Annotated in this window: 13 protein-coding genes and 1 pseudogene; 2 read left to right on the top strand and 12 right to left on the bottom strand. The window is 36.2% G+C overall.

Annotated elements, in window-relative coordinates:
• Window positions 1-105: 105 nt before the first annotated feature.
• Entirely contained in the window at window positions 106-459 is a 354-nt protein-coding gene (locus ACEPXG_RS01305; protein ID WP_391206613.1) for a hypothetical protein, read from the bottom strand.
• 507 nt (window positions 460-966) lie between these two features.
• On the opposite strand from ACEPXG_RS01305, the gene ACEPXG_RS01300 reads away from it, so the two are divergent.
• Entirely contained in the window at window positions 967-1938 is a 972-nt protein-coding gene (locus ACEPXG_RS01300) for a thermonuclease family protein (RefSeq protein WP_391206611.1), read from the top strand.
• Between the two features lie 151 nt (window positions 1939-2089).
• Here ACEPXG_RS01300 and ACEPXG_RS01295 read toward each other — a convergent pair whose 3' ends face one another.
• The 9 genes and pseudogenes from ACEPXG_RS01295 to ACEPXG_RS01255 all read right to left on the bottom strand — a co-directional run bounded on the left by ACEPXG_RS01295 (window position 2090) and on the right by ACEPXG_RS01255 (window position 12621).
• On the bottom strand, window positions 2090-2704 hold the full coding sequence (locus tag ACEPXG_RS01295) for an NUDIX hydrolase (RefSeq protein WP_391206608.1): 615 nt from the start codon (window positions 2702-2704) through the stop codon (window positions 2090-2092).
• A 91-nt stretch (window positions 2705-2795) separates the two neighbouring features.
• Window positions 2796-3350 (bottom strand): DUF6155 family protein, encoded by a 555-nt coding sequence (locus ACEPXG_RS01290; protein ID WP_391206605.1) that lies wholly within the window; start codon window positions 3348-3350, stop codon window positions 2796-2798.
• A 678-nt stretch (window positions 3351-4028) separates the two neighbouring features.
• Window positions 4029-4484, bottom strand: a complete 456-nt coding sequence (locus ACEPXG_RS01285) for a hypothetical protein (RefSeq protein WP_391206603.1) — start codon at window positions 4482-4484, stop codon at window positions 4029-4031.
• A pseudogene (locus tag ACEPXG_RS01280) lies at window positions 4477-5178 on the bottom strand (DEAD/DEAH box helicase); the annotation flags it as partial. The gene ACEPXG_RS01285 and the pseudogene ACEPXG_RS01280, both read right to left, overlap by 8 nt.
• A 78-nt stretch (window positions 5179-5256) precedes the next feature.
• The gene (locus tag ACEPXG_RS01275; RefSeq protein WP_391206600.1) at window positions 5257-6012 is read right to left on the bottom strand and encodes an HIRAN domain-containing protein; all 756 of its coding nucleotides are present in this window, start codon (window positions 6010-6012) and stop codon (window positions 5257-5259) included.
• 2 nt (window positions 6013-6014) lie between these two features.
• Window positions 6015-6881, bottom strand: a complete 867-nt coding sequence (locus tag ACEPXG_RS01270) for a hypothetical protein (RefSeq protein ID WP_391206597.1) — start codon at window positions 6879-6881, stop codon at window positions 6015-6017.
• Between the two features lie 93 nt (window positions 6882-6974).
• Window positions 6975-7742 carry a hypothetical protein gene (locus ACEPXG_RS01265; RefSeq protein ID WP_391206596.1) on the bottom strand — a complete coding sequence of 256 codons (768 nt, stop codon included), beginning with the start codon at window positions 7740-7742 and terminating at the stop codon, window positions 6975-6977.
• A 343-nt stretch (window positions 7743-8085) separates the two neighbouring features.
• Entirely contained in the window at window positions 8086-11244 is a 3159-nt protein-coding gene (locus ACEPXG_RS01260; protein WP_391206593.1) for an SNF2 helicase associated domain-containing protein, read from the bottom strand.
• A gap of 387 nt (window positions 11245-11631) precedes the next feature.
• Window positions 11632-12621 carry a VanW family protein gene (locus tag ACEPXG_RS01255; RefSeq protein ID WP_391206590.1) on the bottom strand — a complete coding sequence of 330 codons (990 nt, stop codon included), beginning with the start codon at window positions 12619-12621 and terminating at the stop codon, window positions 11632-11634.
• A gap of 179 nt (window positions 12622-12800) precedes the next feature.
• On the opposite strand from ACEPXG_RS01255, the gene ACEPXG_RS01250 reads away from it, so the two are divergent.
• Window positions 12801-13382: a DUF421 domain-containing protein gene (locus ACEPXG_RS01250; RefSeq protein ID WP_391206589.1), complete on the top strand. Its 582-nt coding sequence runs from the start codon at window positions 12801-12803 to the stop codon at window positions 13380-13382.
• A gap of 714 nt (window positions 13383-14096) precedes the next feature.
• Here the strand turns inward: ACEPXG_RS01250 and ACEPXG_RS01245 are convergent.
• On the bottom strand, window positions 14097-17267 hold the full coding sequence (locus ACEPXG_RS01245) for an ATP-binding cassette domain-containing protein (RefSeq protein WP_391206588.1): 3171 nt from the start codon (window positions 17265-17267) through the stop codon (window positions 14097-14099).
• Window positions 17268-17432: 165 nt separating this feature from the next.
• Window positions 17433-19481 carry a GAF domain-containing protein gene (locus ACEPXG_RS01240; RefSeq protein ID WP_391206584.1) on the bottom strand — a complete coding sequence of 683 codons (2049 nt, stop codon included), beginning with the start codon at window positions 19479-19481 and terminating at the stop codon, window positions 17433-17435.
• Between the last annotated feature and the right edge of the window lie 55 nt (window positions 19482-19536).

The raw sequence follows: 19536 nt of genomic DNA, 5'->3' as shown, positions 1-19536 counted from the left end.
TGCCTCTTTGTTAAAATTGGCAGTCGGCTATTTCCTTTGCTATCCTCTACAGTTACGGACGTTATACCTTCTTGTTTTTGTTGGTTAACCGTAAAGTTATAAGTATTATTCACCTGGCATGTAGCCAATTACTTCATTGTTTTTAGGGTCAACAAATATTGATGGAGCAGCTACTCCATCTTCTAAAGTAACAATTAATATCTCTTTTCCATTATAAGTTGCATCTAACGTTTTATAGCTATCATCAGCAACCGCTTTCTTTACCGTTGCATTTTCCCAATTTTCCTTAGAGTAATTATGACTCCAACCTTGTTCTACTATAAAATCCCATACAACTTCTCTAACACTTTCGTAACTTTCATTATCCAATGTTTTATCTGAACTGTCATCATTCGAACAACCGACAATCAGCAATAATGACAACATCGTTATTGCTAAATATAAAACTTTTAACTTCATATCCCTTACTCTCCCCTTTTAATGTTTTATTAATTTTTTTCAACCTATAAAGAAACGTCTGTTGATTAGCTAACTATTCCCAATAACATATGTGAATTAACTAAAGTTAAGCAACAAATTATATTTTAGAAATAGTACGCAGTATGCCTCCGCCCTTGCCGCACCTTGCATGAGATGCACCTATTAATGATGTACTTTTTCAACGTTGAGCATATGCCTTAATATGTAGGATAATCACACTGATTAGCTAGCAAACTCCATTGGATTGGAGCGGCAGACGGAGGCCAACAGGATGTTGGTCACGAAGGCGTTGCCACACGATGTGGCGCTGGCTCATCGCTCCCCCCGCGGAAAGCGTCCGCCTAGAGCGGAAATCCTAGCAGTTAATAAGTCTTTCAAGGTCGTCTCCCAGTCAACCGAGCTTGATATATTTACGTGTTATACTATTAATTGAAATCATCACTGCCAGGAAAGTCCACGAAATTTAATAGAAAACAGGAGTTTTGTATGGGTGCACAAAAAGAAAAAAAGCCTTCCAAAGAAGGTTTAATTAAAGAAAAAAGAAATAGAATGGGTAAGATCTACGGTACGCTTTTATTAATTTCTTTTGTTATAAGTCTCTTTTTTTGGCTTGAGCAAAAAAATAATCCAGATCAAAGCGAAGATGAAGTAGAAAGCGCAACGATTACTAAAGAGAAAAATATAAACGAAACTGTTGCACCATCAAAACAAGTGGATGAAGATACTGATAAAGAAAATACCCTTCCTATTTCCGCTACAACTAAGTTAAGTAAGAAAAAAGATGAACCGAATAGTCCCCTCAGCACAGTTTTAACTACCGCAGTTGTCACTCGAGTCGTTGACGGGGATACGATTAAAGTAAAAGTGAATGGTAAAGAAGAGACTGTCCGTTTCATTCTTGTTGATACACCAGAGACAAAACATCCTAAACTCGGTGTCCAACCTTTCGGACCGGAAGCAAGTTCTTTTACAACAGATGCTTTAACAGGTGAAGAGATAGAGCTTGAAAAAGATGTCTCCGATCGTGATAGATATGGACGATTGCTTCGGTATGTGTGGATAGACGGAAAACTTTTCAATGAAACATTAATTGAAAAAGGTCTTGCACGTGTAGCTGTTTTCCAACCAGATGTGAAATACATTGACCAATTTAGAGAATTACAACAAAAAGCCCAAAAGCAAGGTATCGGTATTTGGAGTATCGAAAACTATGCTCAGGAAGACGGTTATCATACGGAAGATAAAAAGTCTGCAACAACGACAACTTCACAGCCCAAACCGAAACAAGAAGAAAAAACGATTTCTGATTCTTGTAATATAAAAGGAAACATTAGCTCAAGCGGAGAAAAGATTTTCCATGTTCCTGGAGGTCAATTTTATAATGTTACAAAACCAGAGGAAATGTTTTGTAGTAAAGCTGCTGCACAGACTGCTGGATACCGCGCTTCGAAGAGATAACTTTCTATAAATATCTCTATATTTCTATGTCTTCTAGATAGCTATACAAAAACAACTCCTCTCTTGCTTGTCGTAGAGGAGTTGTTTCTTCATATTCAATTGAAATGACTAATCTGATTTGATTACTTCATAGGTGTAATCTGCTATCTTCTTACTTAATCGTCTCTATAAAATGTTTTAAAATTCTAGCGGTTAAACCCCATATAGTATACTTCCCATAGTCATAAAACCATTCTTCTATCACCCGTGATCTCCACTGGTACTTATCTCCGTTCACTATTTTTTCATAGGGGAAATCGGTTAAGGGCATTGGTTGAATGGATACTGTATGCATATAAGGTTGATAGTTCAGTAACCACTCGACGGGTATCGTGAATATTTCTTCCACCTCTTGTTTGTTAAAGGAATGGATTTGATGGTCATCGATGGTCGCTACGAATGGATGCACAACGAAAGATGACGATGAAATATACGCACTCATCTGTCCCAGAACGTTGATGTATATTGGATCGACACCCAATTCCTCATGGGCCTCTCGTATGGCTGCGTCTAATGGCGATGCATCTGTTGGATCGATTCGTCCACCTGGAAAACTAATATCACCTGGTTGATTTCTCATTGTTAGTGAACGCACTTCAAAAAGGACATGCCATTCTTCATTCACTTGAACAAGTGGGATCATAATAGCGGAACGCAGTGCTGTCTCCTCTCCAATAAATAGAGGTTGGTTTTGATTTAACTCATTCTTTAACTTATCCAGGAACATGGAATCTCCCCCTAAAAATTCAAGAAGTATTTACAGAAGCACGCTTGCTGATACTCCTTCTAATTTTCACAGTTATTTCTATTAATATTCATCATTCTGAACCCTCATCTTCCCATGTCCATTCAATAGAGCCATATATATCGCATAAGGCATCATGATAGCCCCACCCGACACCGTTCGATTCATCTACAACTGCTGATAAACGATCCGCAAATATATTATACGTTTGCTCGTCGTCCACGCATGCATCCGCTACTTTATTAAACATATTAGCCATACTGCTATAAAATTTTCCATCTATATCTCCATATGTCTTAGTAAATTTAGTTCCGATTTCGACATAGTAAAGCATTAAATCGATGGTTTTAATTTGGTCGTTTGATAACTTTTTGAAATTCGTAATAGCTTCTTTCGCTTCTTTTAGTCTCATTTTTCCAAAACCATTAATAGGGAAGAATTCATCGGTTATTTTTCTTTTCATTGCTTCAAATAATTCAACAATTGCCTCTTCCCCTTTGAAACGATTTCCTAAATAGATTTTTACATCATCATTTAATTTGTACAAGTCTACAATTAACTGCGTTAACTCTTTTTGATCATATTGTTTTAGCTCTTTTTTTAATTCGCTTAACGTTAATTTACTCATTTCGATATAATTCCTTTCGAAGGTTAGTCCCTATCAAAAAAGAGGGCATACTTCTCTCTCTATTTCCGTATTAAAACTCGGGGGCCATTGCCCAACGCGAACCTTTATATAATTTATGATGGATAACCTCAGTTCCATCTCCAGAAGCTATTAGAGAAAGTTCCATGTTCTTTAAGTAAACCTTATCAGTGGATTGGTTAGTTAATATATTCATCTTGTCCTTTTTTCCTCCAATACTACCTTCAGAATAGTGTTTCAATTATACATTATATAATTTGCAGAAAGAAGAGGTTCTGAATCAAGGAGTTTATCTTTATTAAAGTGAATGACAATGGCTGATGTTTAAGCATATAGGTTGTGACGAAAATTCCGAGACTCCTTTTAATACGCCGTTAATAGAATTTCTCCTATAAGCTCCTTCTCGAAGAATTTCCCTCTAATTAATAAAATCAAAACGCAATTCCAACCAATCTGTTCTTTCTTTCACACCAACTTTAGTTTGGAAGCTTGATCAAATTTATACTAATAACCTTGATCAACAAAAAAAGAGCTTGTTTTGGAAAAAAATTCAATCAAAACTAGCTCTTAATATATTCAATTGATTCATTCATTTTCAAAAAAGTTTAATCATTTTTGTGTTCCGTAATTACCTGTTAGCTGAATAGGGACTTAGCATAATCAACTATAATACAATGCCAGAATGGATAGAAAGATACAAATACCTGCTAATATAAATAAAATGAGTGAGTTTTTAAGACTCTTTCTTATTTTAATACCATAAGCACAAAAAAAGATAGCAGCAGCTAATTTGGAACAGCTTTGAAAATAAGCTCTATCTGAGAATAATGAACTGCTAAAAATAATCGAAGCAACCAAGGTTGTAGAGATTAGTATTCTAAACCACAAAGGCTCTTTTAAGAATTGCTTAATCATAAATTTTATCCTCCGCATCAGGGTATAACCACCTTCATGAAAGTTTTCATTCAGATATATCATATGGTATTCCCAACATAATGGATTAATTCCCCTTGCCCAATGCAGTTCCAATTTTGACTGGAGTTCTTCTGATAATCGCAATGCATACATTGTCAATCTAAATGGATGTATAGTTGGGACAAGTATTATCTCATTCAATCATCAAAATCTCCCGAATATCTTCCTCCGTCATAGTAGTCAGCCCGTCTCCCCCTGAATGAATAACCTCATCAATCAGACTTTTCTTTCTATGTTGAAGTTCATTTATTTTCTCTTCAATCGTACCCTTTGCTACTGGGCGGATAACTTGGACTTCGTTTTGTTGGCCCATTCGGTGGGCACGGTCAGCGGCTTGTTGTTCGACTGCCGGATTCCACCAGAGGTCATAAAGGATCACCGTATCTGCTCCGGTTAAATTTAAGCCCGTGCCTCCCGCTTTTAACGATATGAGAAATAGATCTCCTTCGCCGTTGTTGAAGCAATTGCATAATTCTACACGATCAGCGGGTGGGGTTTGTCCGTCTAAGTAAAAGTAAGATGCACCCTGTCGTATCAGTTGTCTTCTTATTATGCCGAGCATTTGGGTGAATTGTGAAAAGACGAGCACTCTTCTTCCTGACAATCGGCATTCTTCTAGAATCTCCATCAGTTGCTCAAACTTTGCCGAACTTCCTGTGTAGCCTTCAACGAAGAGACCTGGGTGGCAACATAATTGGCGAAGTCTGGTTAGACCAGCTAAGATTTTAATGTGGTTCCGTTTTAGACTGCCTTTCTTTAAATGCTTTAATGTATCATGTTTAAGTTCAGCAAGGTAAGCTGCATATAGTTTTTTCTGCCCTACCAGTAATTGAGAGAAGAAGGAGAAATTTGCTTATAACACATGGACAAAATTAATCTAAAAAACCACACCTAATCAGATGTGGTTCACCAACTAAACAGCATATTCAAATAATGGATCTAACTTCTTTAATTCTGTATCGGACAAGCCCAATACGTCACTTTCGAAGTCAACTTTAACCCACCAATCGGAATTTGATTGTTCATTAATATAATTTACCTTTATTATCGGCTGGATGCCCATCGCTAACAGTGCTGAAAGACCTGTCGCATAAAACCGTGGTATAAACCCAAGCTTTATTCCTAATTCTGTATAAATAGCAATAGCATTGGCATCGACTTCATTGTTAGGCTCAGGCTTTAACTCAATTGTATTAAATGAACGCAAAATAGCATACCAGTTTTCCGGTAAATCTTTTTGATGACGCATCCCATGGATAAAAAATGATGTCATTAACTTTGCATTTTCTATACGCAATGGTTTTTCGAAGGAATACGTATCATTAGCAAGCTTTCCGCGCGTTTGTTCTAAAAGATCCATTTTCGAAGAACTTTCTGTTAAGTGTAGCTCATCTAAGATATGCCCAAAATCTGAACGAATCTCAGATGGTAAACGGCGATCAAATGCCGGAAATAGTTTACTTGAAACATATGTTTTATCAAGGATAGGAAATGAAGGATGTAACATATAACCGTTTTCTAGAGCATCTCTCACTTTTTGTGGACCTTCGCCTGTAAAAGTATAGGTGAACTCATAATGCTCATCGAAATATGACAATGTACCAATATGATAGTACAAACGAGTATCAACATTTTGCCAAACGACCCACAGTGATTTATGTTCAGTCATATTTATTCCCCCTCTCTATACCATTTTAAAATAGATTGCTGTCTAAGGGAAATAATTAATTTGAGCCATTCTTTTTGTGTAGTTGTTAAAATGGAGTTTTGTTCAAGAATTTCATGAAACCTCTGCATATCAAACTGCTCAATTTTTATAGCAATCCCTTGTGTTTCATTAGGGAATTGATGTTTCATATACTTAATTAAATCAATAGCTTTCACTGATTTCCTTTCAAAAAGGCCAGCTTTTACTTTCGCGCTACGAATATACTTTACTACCTTATTTTCCTTCGAAATGTAATCCATTAGCTGTATATCATCAAATCGAAATCCTAATGAAGCCCCATTATCATAAATTGTTGAAAACTCTCGCCTTCCGTCGTTATGAAATAATATCATCCAATTAAACGGATGACGATCTTGATTACCAATGAGTACATCGAAAAAATTCATTTCAATAAATTGTTCCCGTATCTCAACCCAAAAATCTAATTGTTTTATACAGGAAAAGCCAAAATCGATTAAATCAATTCCCTTAAGATTGGTTTCTAACAGAGTATCATAATCTTCTACATCACTTAAAAGAACGCCACCTTCTTCGTTCATCACACCAACTGGAATGATATTTTTAAGAAGACTACCTCGCCGATTTTTTCTTGTCACAATCTCTACATCCATCATCTTCAATTGCAACAATCGTCCTATATCAGCTGCAATTAACTCTGTTATATCTTCCCATGAGATACCCAATTCAAATTGGCGTGGATATTTAATTAAATATCGTTCTCTCGTTGATAACTCGAGTAACTCTTCCTTATCAAGCGTACTTTTACCACCATAACCAATCATTTCCCAATGGCTAATATCTCTTAACAATAATATCCCTCCATTCAGAAATTAGAAAAGCCTCAACTACTTATGGTATAGTTCTCCATTATTTCGCTAAGAACGATTTCTTTAAGGTAGTTATCACTGATAAATTGCTAAAACTTCTAATATTATTATATTCTTATCTGTTTTTATATTCTCTATTCCTTCAATTTCTTGAGAACCCATCTGTCTTCTAATTCCCCTACCCAATGAAAATAAATCTTTCATTATATCAAAAACAATAATAGGACGATTATTCGCTTCTTTTTTCGAAAGTACTTTCGCTAAGATTGTGACATCTTCCTCTTCATAGTCCTCTAAACTCTCAAGTTCATAACAAAGATTATTAGAATTAAATTTCGCAAAACCAACCCTATCTTCAAAATTATCACATTCAATAAAAGCCGGTATTTTAGTACTTTCTTTTCCAAAAAGACTACCAAAAATTTCCTCTTCTTGTGAATTCTGAAGATTCATGTTGGTAGCTAACATAGGCTTAAATTTATTTATTAAATCCATCATATCAAATTCTTCTGGAATTATAAATTTTCCTTCGAAACGAATAATAGCAGACTTAGGTATTGTTTCTGCATCAAAATTATCAATTGTAAAATCGAAATAATCATTTCTATTTTTCTTTTCAAGTAAGCTTTCAAATTCTTCACAATCCAACAGAAGGTTCTCTAATATTTCTCCGTCCATTTCACTAGCTCCACCAATTCCTCCTGATATTACGGGCATTTTAGCAGCTAAAGACTTTTCTGAACTAACTTTAATATTCTTTATAGACACATACTTTTTTCCTTCAAGGATAGATCTATAATCCATAACCTTTTTTGAGTCAAAATAAATTAAATTTCTAAACATATTCATACACCCCTTTTTTAATAACATCTTTCTATTTTAGAGTATACCACAAAAATGAAACGTACGTTCTTTTCTAAGTGAGATGAAATAGCTAAAAAACTAGATAGTTGAGTTCATTAAGACCACTTCCTAATGTCAGCAACATGTTGGAGAACATTTGAGTCTGACACTAGGAATACTGGATCAAACACTGCGTAGCATCTATCTAACAGTTTCAACGTATCTATAACAGTATTAGAAAATCTGCAATGTCACTTATTAATGTTATGTCCATATGTTGAAAATTTTTAGAATGGGGTCGATTTTTTTACAATACAACGATAGTAATTAATTCATCACCCACTCACTCAATCATCAAAATCTCCCGAATATCCTCCTCCGTCATAGTAGTCAGCCCGTCTCCACCTGAATGAATAACCTCATCAATGAGACTCTTTTTTCTATGTTGAAGTTCGTTTATTTTCTCTTCAATGGTACCCTTTGCTACTAAGCGGATAACGTGGACTTCGTTTTGCTGACCCATTCGGTGGGCACGGTCTGCCGCTTGTTGTTCGACTGCTGGATTCCACCAAAGGTCATAAAGGATCACTGTATCTGCTCCGGTTAAATTTAAGCCCGTGCCTCCAGCTTTTAATGAGATGAGAAATAGATTTCCTTCGCCGTTATTGAAGCGATTGCATAATTCGACACGATCAGCAGGTGGGGTTTGTCCGTCTAAGTAAAAGTAAGATGTGCCCTGTCGTATCAGTTGTCTTCTTATTATGCCGAGCATTTGGGTGAATTGTGAAAAGACGAGCACTCTTCTTCCTGACAATCGGCATTCTTCTAGAATCTCCATCAGTTGCTCAAACTTTGCCGAACTTCCTGTGTAGCCTTCAACAAATAGACCTGGGTGGCAGCATAGTTGTCGGAGTCTTGTTAGGCCAGCTAAAATTTTTATGCGATTCTTTTGGAAACTTTCCTTGTTTAAATGCTTTAACGTATCATGTTTTAGTTCCGCTAAATAAGCTGCGTAGAGTTTTTTCTGCTCTATTTGCAGCTCCGAAAATAATATCGTTTCCGTTTTATTTGGCAACTCTTTTAGAACATCCTGTTTCATGCGTCGTAATATAAACGGGCGTACACGTTTTGCTACTTCTTCTCGTCTTAATTCGCTAAAGGCTCTTCTACCTGGTAATAGCTCTGGAAATACAACGTGAAAGATGGACCAAAGTTCGTCCAACGCGTTCTCTATTGGTGTTCCTGTTAGTGCAAATCGGTATTCTGCTTGAATCTTTTTCACCGATTTTGCAGTCTTTGTTATCGGATTTTTAAATGCTTGGGCTTCATCCAGAAATAATGTGTGAAAATGCTGTTTTTGGAAGAGGTCCGTGTCCATCCGCAATGATGGATAGGAAGTGATGAGTATATCTGCTCCCAAAGATGCTTTCCATAAAGAACTTCTTTCTGCTTTATTGCCGTCAATGATTTGCGCATTTATATGCGGAGTGAATTTTTCGAACTCATTCTTCCAGTTGTAAAGAAGGGATGCTGGACATACGATCAGTACCGGTAATTTGCGTTCTCGAACATCTGGAAGTACCGATTCGATGAATGTAATGCTTTGCAGTGTTTTCCCAAGGCCCATATCGTCTGCTAGGATTCCTCCGAACTTATATTTCGCTAACAGCTTAAACCATTTAAAACCTACCTTCTGGTAATCACGAAGAATGGTTGTTAGTGTTGTAGGCACAGTTTCATTCAACGCTTCGGGATCGTTTAAATTTTTCATTAGCTTCGCAAAATTTTCACCTGGATCCACTAAATCTCCTTGTTCCAGGGAGTCGATCAATTGCATACCCTGAATTAATGGAACCCGAATTTCTTCTTTAATATTTTCATTAGTTAGGCCCATATCTTGCATGAAATTGGCCAGTGCTAAAAACTCTGGTGTTTCCAACGATACCAAGTTTCCATTTGTAATTCGGTAAAATTTTTGTTTTGCTTCAAGTGAAGCCATCAGGTTTTGGATTTCTTTTTCAGGAATTCCATTTAGATCAAAACGGAACTCCAACCACTCCATACGTTCTTTCACTTCCACTTTTATCCTCGGACCTGTATACGCTTTTTGGACACGCATTTTCACAGCTGTCGAGGCATATATATGCACCCATTTTTCCATTCCCGCAACAACATGATACAAAAAATGATATTCTGCTTCCTCGTCGTACAAGAAAAATCCACCATCCGTCTGCGTAAATGAGTTTTCTAGAAGTACACGAATGATTTGCAATTCTTTATCGCGTTGGCGCCTAATTCCAGGATAATGCGTGAAGGTCTCTTCGGTTTCTTCATATGGATTGATGATGAGATGCCCATAATGGAACTCCAAACCTGCCAGTAATCGATGCTTTACTCGGTCTAAGAAAAGCTTGACTCGAAGTGGTGTTTCTCCCATTCTTTTGGAAACAGACTCCGCAATTACCACATTCCCAAGCTTTCCTAATCCAGGTATAACTTGCTCCATAAAGTGATCTATTTGGTTCTCCGAAATGACTAGCTCGTTCTTTCCGGATTGATCCAACATTTCCTTTAATTCAGCCAGTCGATTGCAATCCCCTGGAGGTAGCTTGAACAATTTCCCTTCTAAAAGTGCATAACCATAAGCCTTTAAGACAGTTATTCGTTCTAGTCCTTTCACATCCAGTTCGTAGTTGGTTGTATTTCCTTTTTCCAATGCAAAACTTAGAGGTAGCTCTAGTCCAAAACGGATTCCCTCATAAAGCTCTCCATCTTGCATAAATCTTACTGCTGGCGCTTCTGTTAATAAAAGAAGGAGCTGCTCCCAATCGGAAGCGGAAATGAGTAGTAAACCCTCTTGCAAGGCAACTTTACTTTTCACACGCCCGCTTTTTATTAGAAATTGAAGGACTACATCCGTTTCTCTTGGAAAACTGTAAAGCTCCGGGGCATATAGTGAACCTCGAGCATATTCAAGCGGTTCTCTATTTTCTATTGCATGAAGAAAGTTCGCTATATGTGAGATGGGCTGTAATGATTGAGAACCTGCACTCATTTGGATCCCGATTGCATACTCCCCATCACCTTGAAAGACTGGACGGCATGTAAATTCCACATGTAGTGTCTGTCTGTTGTCGAAATGCAGTTGCTTGCCAGTAGGAGGAAGAGTTTCACCTCCAAATAAATCCATCATCCTATCAACCAAATGCTCCTCCACCTGCTGCTTCTCTTGGAGAGCTAGCATTACCCCAGCTATATGTTGGCAGTATGTATGTAACCCTATTGGCGGACATGTACAAGTAGCCACGATTTTGCCATTAGGGCCTGTTTGCACTGTGACATCAAAATCATCTCCTGCTTTTACGCTGGCTTCAATTACAGCACTACTTGCCTGATAGGAGTGAAGATTAACTTTTTCTGCTTGATAATAAGCTTTTCCCTTTTTAAAAGCTGTAACGCCGCATAATTGCTTAATTTTCGTTTCGCTCATCGAAAAATTCATTTTTCTAATCCTTTCTCGATCATTTCAGTTTCTTCTGTATCGGTTTAGTTGGTTATATTTTAGCACGTTTGGACCGACAACTACATTTTGACATGCCTTATTAGCTAGACTTTAATATAAGAAAAGCACATCAACTTTATATATGATGTGCTCGATTTTTTTAAATTGTGAGATTCAAGAGCGACTCTACCTGTTCTTTTTTTTTACACTAAATGGCACTTCAAGACCAATCGTGTGGGAACCGAGACCAATTTACTCCGAGGCGAGACCAATTCATCCGAAAGCGAGACTAATTGATACTACTTAATGGTTTTAGCAGCATTTTTCTACGACAAACTTGCGCGTATTCTGTTGCCCTTATGCGGAGCAAAGTGCTAAAGCCTTAACTTACTCTAAGTTATTCTCATATTTCTTCGTAGTTCTTACTTCTATCGTAAGAAAGCCATCACCATATATTGCTTTTATTAAAAAAGGTGCTTCTTGTGTATTTTGAAATCTGAAATCTAATGCACCATACGAAACGGTTGCATCTCTTCCTTTTGGTACGTAACCTATATCTAATGAATGATGATGTCTCTCCACATATGTTACCGATAATTGGTCCACTACGTTAAAAAGTGTGGAGGATGTTTGGCAAACCCCTCCCCCGATACCCATGACGAGCTTCTTATTAATTATTTCCGGTGCGGGTTGGTAGCCATTCTTTTCATCCCTTGGACCTGTTATCTCATTAAAAGAGAAATAATCCCCAATTCCAACAATTACATTATTTATAGCCTTTGCTGAAACCTCTATATTTTTATTTCTGTTTACATCCGAGGGATTAAAATAAGTTGTGTACGAAGCAATTATTACTTCCTCTAAATGAGGGATATCTTCCATATTATAGTTACTTTCTGTTACATACAAAGGAATTTCAACGTCCTTGCCAGTAATGGATGCATCTATAACTCTAGCCACCAATTCACTTTCTTTTAAAATTATCCTTGGGCTCCCTTTAATGATCTGACCGTTTTCATCTATTTTATCAAGAACCATTCTCTTGTCATAACCAGCTTCCGTTTCTGTACCCCTTGCCAACTCATAAGCTAATTTTTCAATTTCCTTTTTATATGTTTCAACATTTGTTTCATATCCTAAATCGTTTGGTGATAGCGTTTTTATTATTTTTAAATTATTTGGGTCAACGATATTGACAACTAAAGGCTTTGTTTCCTTTTCTGCTTCTTCGTCATAAGTTACAGGTTTTTTTACTTCCTCCACGGGTTGTTTCCCTTCATTGTCATTTTTTTCTAGCTCTTCATTTACTGTTTTCTCTAGACAACCGGCCAGTCCTACTGAACATAAAACTACCAGTGCAACAATCCATTTTTTCACATTATCCTACTCCCAGCTATAAGGTATTTCCAATTAGATATCTTATTCAAGTAGGAAGGATAGTGTGAAGGAGGAAGGTATATGATAGAAAAACCCCATTTCCTTTTGTCAGTGATTACCTTTCAAATGGTATGAATATGAAGAAAGTTTCTAATACTATTAAAAAAAGGTGATTGGTTATGGATTTGGTGTGGAAGACAATCATAATTCTTGTAGTTGGAATGGTTTTGTTAAAGATTGGCGGAAGAAGGTCCATCTCACAAATGACTGTCCCTCATACAATTATCATGATTATGCTCGGTACATTGCTGATTCATCCAGTAAAAAGTAAAGGGTTATTGTCTACTATTGGAATCAGTTCCTTATTAATTCTATCCCTTATCTTTATTGAATTCATTGAATTAAAGTTTAATCGATTTGAATCTATAATTTCTGGCAAAGCCATAATAATCATTGAAAATGGGAATATAAATATGAAAAGTTTAAAGAAACTTAGGCTAACCGTCGATAAACTCGAAACACATCTACGACAACTAGGTATAACGACCATTAGTGACGTTGAATATGCAACACTGGAGGTAAATGGACAATTAGGTTATACGTTAAAAAAAGAAAAGCAACCTGCAACGAAAGAAGATATTCAAAATCTTATTCAATTAATTCAAACTGGCAAGCTACCTACACAAGCCGAGCAATCAACAAACTCCGAAGAAAATATATTCACTGAAATAACAACTAAAAAAACTTCAACTAAAACATAACAAAGCCCTGATTGACCTTTAAATTCAATCAGGGTTAGAAGGAAGAGATCCCGTTAATATTCAATTGATGTGCATAAGATATCCTTCAGTCGAGATAAACTATCTAAATAGACCCAAAATTGATCCAAATTGCCTTATCATGTTAACTCCATTTTTTATTGTGCCTGCATGGCCCATAATGGTATTAAAATGTTCTGGTAATCTTTCAAATCTAAAACCTTGAGATTGTTGTCGATTAGGGTTATGGAAAGAATTATTCGGCCTTCTCATTTGATTTGGAGGTCCTCCTCTTTGTCTATAGACTGGCGAGAATGGTCTCCTTCTAGGATTTGGCGGATAAAATGGCATATCAATTCACCACCTGTCAGGGTTAAACTTTATAATAGTATACGTTTGAAATTTCCAATAGATTAGACTTTTAGATAAGTTATTAAGAATAATATACCTCTAACATTTATACTGAATTTAATCTAATTCACTTTATAACCCTAAACTCAAAACCTAATAGACAGCTATTCCAAAAATCTCCTTTATTTATGGCCCTGTTCACCGTCTAGTTTGGATATATCAACCACTTTTTGTAATGAGATAAAAAAAGACCGAACAAATGACTACTTGTTCGGTCTTTCAATTATTTCTCCTGAAATGAACTATCCGTCTATCTCCAATTATTTCGCACCAGTCGGACTAATTTGTAAAAATCATCATACAAAACTAATTATTTTGCTCAAGGAATTCGTAAACGGCCATCATTTCTCGTTTATTCAACTCTCGAATACGATTGAAAATTGGAATATCCGCAACAGCCTCGCTACTTAAGCTTTCAGTAACAACATCCCTGACTGTGCCAGTTAGCCATGTTTCCACATCTATGCCTTCGACCATTTCCTTAAGTCCTTCATTATTAACACCAGTTTCATTACAAGTCACACAAGGTATCGTCAGTTTAAATACCCCATCATGGAGATTTTCCTCTGTAATAGCTTTCTTTCCATTACAGAATGGACATGAATGGCTTTTTCTAACCTTATTTATAAGAGTGACAATCTTTTTGTAACCTAACGCTTCATAGACATACGTAAGCTTTTTATATTTTCCATTAGTGAAGTACTTATCAATGATCGTTTCTCTCGTTTCTGTAATATTGTCAAAATCACAGATGGTAATCCGATTGTTAATGCCGATTGATTCGATATTGTTGCTAATACTGCCCCAGAATGGCAGCACATTTTGTAAAACCATTTCATATTGGGCAAAGCTTGCCTGCTCCAATTCAAACATTTTCAGAGCGACTTGTGTTTCTCTAGGCAATAGGGACACATCTTCGGTTAAAGTCATATCGCCGCCGACAATGTCTCTTAATTTTTCTAGTTGCTGTAAGTTGCCAACTGTTTTTATTACTTGATCGAGTGGCTGGTTAATAATCCCACGAATATCCGTGTCACCAAATTTCAGCTTTTTATGGTGGTTTAATACGGTTCCTTGGCAGACTGGACACGTAATCATCTCTTTGGATTCTTTTATATGCTCTTTAATAATTGATTTTGATACAAATATATAACGTCCAATGATTAAATTAAAGCCTTCCCAAGTCCTCCTTGTCTTACCTTCTTTATCATAAAATGACTTTTCCCAATACCCGTATAAAAAGGTATGTTTTTCTGCTTCAGTCATATCATTGAAACTTTTGCTTATATCCTGACCAAGCTCATTTTTAATCTCTTCAAAGAGGAATTCTAATTTTGAAAACTGATAAAACTTTAATACTTCCATTACATCTGCATGTAATTGGCCATCCCAAAATGGCGCGGTTTTATCCTGAAGAACAACATCAAAATCAAACTTTTCAATCATTCGACGGCCCGAACAGCATGGGCAATGATTGTCTTGATAATAAAAATCAAAGCTTCTCGTATCTTTATTGGTCGGATGAGCTGCTACAATATGGTTGATCACGCCGCCTAGTTCATAAAGAAAACTATATTGACTATACAAGTGGCGTTCCAAATCTATGGCAATGACAGGTGCAATGGTGTCCGTTTCGTATTCACCATAAATCAACCGAGCCATTGATGATAAGCTTTTTAAAATACCACCTTTATAGACGTTTTCAGCATTTTTAAAATAGGAAATATGATTTTCTGTTAAGTAGTTAATGCCATTTGGTTGATTTAGTGTGGAAGAAATTTGAAATGGCGTACCCATTTCTGCACCATTTTGATGACGATAATAATCATCATGACTGACAACATCAAGATGCTCGACAGGTGCAAGCTGTCTATTACCAAAATCAACGATAAAATCAGAGTTTCCTATCATATAAGTATTATGCTCAATCATCATAATAGAGACAGATTCATCTTGCAGAATATCCCTAATACTATCAATGAATTGATTTAAAATATTTTGTGATAAACCTTTGGAAGGCTCGTCAAAAATAAAGAGAGTATGTGGGTTTCTTGAGTTAGCAAACAGCTCAGAAACTAAATGGACACATTGAAATTCACCAGTCGATAAAGACTGTGTTTTTCTTTCCAACGTCAAATAACCAAGTCCAAGTTTGATCAATAAGCTTAAGCGTTTATGAGCGATATCTTCATTTGGCAGTTCATCAATAATATCTTCAATCGAACGCTGAAAAATATCATCTATATCTTCACTATATTTCGTGAGTTTCTTTTTAATATCAAGAAACGTCGCAACTGTTGAACGGCTAGTAATTGATTGGTTTCGATCTTGCCCAACTATTACGAGTTTATCTTTTGCATAGCGCTTCTGAAAATCTTTGGCAATACACTCATTAACAAGTGTAGACTTCCCACATCCTGATTCTCCCGTAAAAGTGACAATTCTATTTTTAGGAATCTGAATTTCAGCCATTTGAATATTACGGCAGTGAAGATCTTGAAATTGATAGTATTCTGTTGGTATTTCTTCATTTTTTTCCAAAGTGATTGGTTGTGGACGTGGGGATTCTTCTACAATTTTCCCACCGTATTTCCCACTACCAGGTCCAAAGAATAATTGCTCTTCCGATGTGTTAAGCACCGTGTCAGAATGATCAATGAGCCAAATCTGATTCTTGTAGCCCAATTGTTTAATCTCTTCTAAAATTTTCAGTAATGTCTGGTGATCGAGACCCACGGAAATTTCATCAATAATAATAACGGTATTTTCACTTGTTGCCATAAATTCCGCCAAGTAAAGTCGTGTAATTTCTCCACCTGATAAGGTACCCATAATACGATTTAATGTTAGGTAACCAATATTCATATTGAGTATATTTTGAAGAATATGCTGTTTCGCTTCACTAATATGTAATTCTTCTCCAAGGGAAAGAATCGATTCAATGCTTAAGTTGTTGATATCGGAAATACTATGGGCTTGATTCAATAATTCTATCTTATATTGCTCAACCTCAGGATTGTAACGCTTGCCCTCACACTTTTTACATTCGATATTTTTGGTAGTGCCGCGTCCTTTACATGCAGGACACCAGCCTAATTCATTATTAAACGAAAAAACTTCTGGAGAAAGATTAAATTCTTCCGCAAGTCGTACGCGAATCTCTTTAAAAACACCTGTATGGGTGCCAATCGTTGAACGTGGATTGGAAGAAATAGATGATTTTCCGAGAAAAAGTACTAAAGGCATTTCTTCCATCTTGATTGCACTGAAATTGGTTTCCATAATGTTAGGAAATAAATATTGATATTCAGCCTTTGGCAATAAGGAAACGAGACGCTTCTTGGATTCTTCACCAATAGTTTGACAAAATGTTGTTTTACCAGATCCAGACAAACCAGCAATTCCTACCGATTTATCTACTGGTAGTGCTGCATCTAATCTGTTAATATTGTTCGCAATTAATTGATTGATTTTCATATGTACATCCTTTCTATTCTTATAAACTTAATCCTAAAACTTCTATAGATCTGTTCCACTGATATTATCTTCATTAGTTAAACCAAGCGAACCACCAATAACCAATAAGATTTGCAAGAAAAAAGGCGCCTAATTTTAATTGCAAAAAAACGGGTATAGAATCTTTTAAATTTTAAACTTAACCAAAAAAGTAGTACCTTCAATCCCAGTTTGAATATCGATTTCCGCATTATGACGGGCGGCAATGGCATAGCATATACCTAGCCCCAAGCCTGTACCATTATCTTTAGTTGTGTAGAATGGCGTACCCAGCTTCTCTAAAATTTCTGGATTGATTCCTTCTCCTTGATCACGAACTGCAAGAGTGACACAATTTTCACCTTCCCTGTAGGTGCTAATAGTTAGTAATTTCCCTACAATCATCGCTTCTAAGCCATTACGGTATAGGTTTATGATTAGTTGTCGTATCTCATTACGATTTAAAAGCAATTCTGGAATGTCTTGTGTATCGAATTGAATACTTTTATTTTGATTGAACGCATCAATCTCTATTAAAGGTGTAATATCATGAATAATGGAATTTAAATCTAACATCTGTAATTCGGATGTCCTTGTATTACCCACTGAGAGAAATTCGGTAATAATCGAATTGGCACGGTCCAGTTCTTCAATCATTAGATTGAAATAAGCTGTATGTTTTTCAAACTTGACCTCTTTTCTTAATAATTGCAAGAATCCTCGTACCGTAGTCATTGGATTTCTAATCTCATGGCTGATTCCTGCCGCCATTTGCCCAATTAAATCCAAGTTGGATAACCTTCTCAATTCCTTCTCATATTTCCTTTTTTCATTTATGTTTTTAAAAAGACAACAGATACCATCGTCATAAGGGTATGCTACCACTTCGTGCCAATAACCGTCGTAGGATGAAAGCATTTCAAAATGTACTGTAATGCGCTCTGACATCGCACGATGAAGCTCTTTATAAATGACCGTATCGACATTTTTCGGGTATATTTCCCATACATTCTTACCTAATACGTCTTTTGCCGTTTTCCCAAGCGGTAAATATTGATGTTTATTTATATAAGTAAATTCCCATTCTTTATTTAAAGCAAAGAATCCATCCGTTATACCCTCTATAACACTTGTCACTTTTTCATTAGCAGCGGCTAATTCCCTTGTCCGCTCTACTACCATGCTTTCTAGTTGGTCCATATATAACAAGTTGGAAAACGTAGGGGCTGTGGCATCAACAATAGATTGTGCCAGTTGAATTTGGGATTCATCGTAATTGTTAGCTTTCCCCTCTAAATGGACGACGACTATTACCCCTAATACTTCTCCCATTGAAACCAATGGAATCATAAGTAGGTGCTTCGTATCAACACTTGTAATGTGCGTTACTTTTTTTGTTTTTATAACCTCTTGGATCATCGCTTCATAGCTTTTATCCATTCTTATGTTTTGAAAAATTTCCATCCAATTCGATTCTGTCCAATCACATTCCTTACTAGTCCTTGTTAATCTAATGGTTGTTTTTTCAAATGGATCTAGAAGATGGGCTGCAATATTTTGGCTATCTAACATTCTTCCTAAGTAGAAAAAACATTTATCGAGACTTTCCTGTATGGAGGAACACATCGATAAATCTCGCGTAACGTTAAGTAACAACTGCTTTTCAGCAAGAATGTTTTCCTTTTGCGTTAAATTATTCGCATTTTGAATGGCAACTGCAGCCATATTCACATAAGCTTCAACGCTCTGAATTTCTGACACAGTTAAGTTCATGGGAGTTCCATAATCAAATAAGAAAACTAAACCAAATAACTCTTGTTCAAATGAGATAGGAAGAGCTAATAAAGATTTAATTTGAAAGGCTTTAACTGGCCCCGGATCTGGCCTATTATCTTTTGATGTATCCGGGATGTAAATAGTTTTTTTAGTTTCAATCACTTCTTTTGCCAATAAGTCGAACTCAAGATCAATTACTAACGTATCGAGCGTTATGCCATTCATGCTCTCTGGTTTTCCTGCAAATCCTCTGAATGTACCATCTTTTTGAGGCAAATAAATACCGACAGAATTGCATTGAACAATTTCTTCGGATATCGCCATTGTTACACGTTGTAATACTTCACGTAGTTCCAACTTCGTATTTATTATTTTGGTTATATCCGCAAGCCTTGAATATCTTGTCTGCTCCTTAAACATTCATACTTTCTCCAATCGTAGGCACAAAAAAATTCTAGTTAAAAGAAAAGGCCTA

This window comes from Psychrobacillus sp. L4, assembly GCF_042944905.1.
In the GTDB taxonomy this organism is placed as follows: Bacteria; Bacillota; Bacilli; order Bacillales_A; family Planococcaceae; genus Psychrobacillus.
Note: the sequence above shows the minus strand (reverse complement) of the source record. Positions and strands in the feature narration are given on the sequence as shown.